Below are 3,147 nucleotides of genomic sequence, written 5' to 3'. Positions count from 1 at the left end.
CAAACTTGAACATCGATGCCGTCAGCGTCACGAACAAGGACGGCAAGATCGAGCACGCGGGCACGGGTGCGTTGAATCTGCAGGCGGGCGTGCTGGACAACAGCAAGGGCCGCATCACCTCGGCCGCGTCGGCGGACATCGTCAGCAAGGGCGTACTGAACAATACCGACGGCGTGATGGCAGCGACTGCTGACTTGCATGTGGGCGGTGTGAATATCGACAACACGCGCGGCGTGTTGCAGGCGGACAATTTACGTCTGGACGCGGCGACCTTGCTGAACCAGCAGGGAACAGTGAGCGCCGGTACGGACCTGACGGCCAAAGTGAGCGGTGACCTGAACAACGCTGGCTTGCTGTACGCGGGCCGCCACCAGCAGCTGACGGTGGGTGGCTTGCTGAACAACACAGGGTCGATTGCCTCCGTCAACAACACCCATATTACGGCTGGCAAAGTCACCAGCAGCGGCTTGCTGGGCGCTGGCGTGAAAGCGGACGGCAGCCTGGGCACGGCGGGCGACTTGACCATCAACGCCGATGGCGTGTTGCAGGCGAGCGGCCAGAACCTGGCTGCGGGCAGCGCTCAATTGACAGGCGCATCGGTCGATTTGTCGGGTAGCCAGACGGGCGCAGCAAACATCGCCATCACGGCAAATACTGGCGATGTTGTGACGAACAAGGCGGTGATTTCCGCCAGCAACGTGCTGGCCATCACGGCCAACGCGAACAATGCCCAGTCATTGGTGAACAGCCAGGGCCAGCTGGTGGCCAGCCAGCTGCAGCTGAACGTGGCGAACCTGAACAATGCCAGCGGCGAAATCGTGCAGACGGGCACCGGCGACACTGTCATTACCACCGGCAAACTCGACAACACGGCGGGCCGCATCGCCGTCAACAGCGCGAACCTGGCCTTGAACGCCACGGTGTTGACGAACGTCAATGGCAAGCTGGAGCATGCTGGCGCGGGCGTGCTGGCCATTAACGCAGGGCAGTTCAACAACCAGTTCGGCAAGATCACGGGCAATGGCAAGCTTGATATCACAGCAGTCGCTTTCGACCACCGCAATGCAACGACGGTGGCCAATCAGTTGACGGTGAACGCCGGCACGCTGGACAACCGCAGCGGCAGCCTGGCACAGACGGGCACTGGACTGATGACGGTGAGCGCCACCGGCCAGCTGGACAACACGGGCGGCAAGATCGAGGGCAATGGCGATGCGCTGGTGAAGGCCACTACCTTGCTGAACAACACAGGCCGCATCGTGGCGGCGCAGGATGCCACATTGAACGTGAACAGCCTGGACAATATGGAAGGGACGGTGGCGGCAGGGCGTCATCTGCAACTGTCCGGTGGCGATATCGACAACACCAAGGGCCAATTGCAGGCCGTGGCCGGCAACGCCACCTTGAATGTGGAGAACTTGAACAATACCGCAGGCAACGTGTTTGCCGGCGGTAACCTGAATACCACACTCGATACCTTGAGCAATACGGGTAGCCTTTATGCGACTGGGAATCAATCCCTGACCGCAACAGGGGCCATCACGAACACAGGCGTGATCGCGGCACAGGGCAATACCAGTCTGACGGCGGCAACGCTCGACAGCAGCGCAAGCAGCTTGCTCGGCGCGGGCATGCAGGCCGATGGCAAGCTGGGCGCGGCTGGCGACTTGACCCTGAATACCACGCAATCGCTGGCTACGCATGGCCAGGTCCTGGCGGCAGGCAATGCCAAACTGACAGGCGCCACGCTCGACATCGGCGGCAGCCAGACCAGCGCCGCGAACATCGGCCTGACGGCAACCAAAGGCGATATCAGCACGAACAAGGCCGTGGTGACGACGTCGGGCACGTTGAACGTCACGACGGGCGCCTCCCTGCACAACACGGAAGGTACCTTGCAGGCGGGCCTGCTGGATCTGCTTGTGGGGAATCTGGACAACGCCAAGGGCACGGTGCTGCAAACGGGCGCGGGTAACACGGTCATCCAGACCGGTGATCTGGACAATACGGCCGGACGCATTGCCGTCAACAGCACAAACTTGAACATCGATGCCGTCAGCGTCACAAACAAGGAAGGCAAGATCGAGCACGCGGGCACGGGCATCTTGAATCTGCAGGCGGGCGTGCTGGACAACAGCAAGGGCCGCATCACCTCGGCTGCAGCGGCCGACATCGGCAGCAAAGGTGTACTGAACAATACGGACGGCGTGATGGCAGCGACTGCCGACTTGCATGTGGGCGGCGTAAATATCGACAACACGCGCGGCGTGTTACAGGCGGACAAATTGCGTCTGGATGCTGTGACCTTGCTGAACCAGCAGGGAACAGTGAGCGCCGGTACGGACCTGACGGCCAAAGTGAGCGGTGACCTGAACAACGCCGGTCTGCTGTATGCGGGTCGCAATCAGCAACTGACGGTGGGTGGCTTGTTGAACAACAGCGGCTCCATTGCCTCCGTCAACAACACCCATATTACGGCAGGCAAAGTCACCAGCAGCGGCTTGCTGGGCGCCGGCGTGAAAGCGGACGGTAGCCTGGGCACTGCGGGCGACTTGACCATCAACGCGGATGGCGTCTTGCAGGCGAGCGGGCAGAACCTCGCGGCGGGTAGCGCTCAATTGACAGGCGCATCGGTCGATTTGTCGGGTAGCCAGACGGGCGCCGCCAACATCGCTATCACCGCGCGCAGCGGCGACGTATTGACCAACAAGGCGGTGGTTTCCGCCAGCAACGTGTTGGCCATCACCGCCAACGCGAACAATGCCCAGTCTCTGGTGAACAGCCAGGGCCAGCTGGTGGCCGGCCAGTTGCAACTGAACGTGGCCAACCTGAACAACGCCAGTGGCGAGATCGTGCAGACGGGCACGGGCGATACCGCCATTACCACTGGTAAACTTGACAACACGGCCGGTCGCATCGCCGGCAACAGCGCTAACCTGGCTCTGAACGCGACGGTGTTGACGAACGTCAATGGCAAGCTGGAGCATGCGGGCGCCGGCATCCTGGCGATTAACGCAGGACAATTCAACAACCAGCACGGCAAGATCACGGGCAATGGCAAGCTCGACATCACGGCCGCCACCTTCGACCATCGCAATGCCACGACGGTGGCCAATCAGCTGACCATCAACGCCGGCAGCCTGGACA

Annotated in this window: 1 protein-coding gene; it reads left to right on the top strand. The window is 61.7% G+C overall.

All coding sequences use genetic code 11. From position 1 onward, the window contains the following. The coding region (locus tag AC54AF_RS26935; protein WP_496639035.1) for a beta strand repeat-containing protein at positions 1–3,147 on the top strand (3,147 nt) is incomplete at both ends.

The sequence above is a fragment of the Janthinobacterium sp. JF4 genome (genome assembly GCF_059617925.1).
The sequence above is the reverse complement of the archived record's forward strand: the minus strand, read 5'-3'. Positions and strand labels throughout refer to the sequence as shown.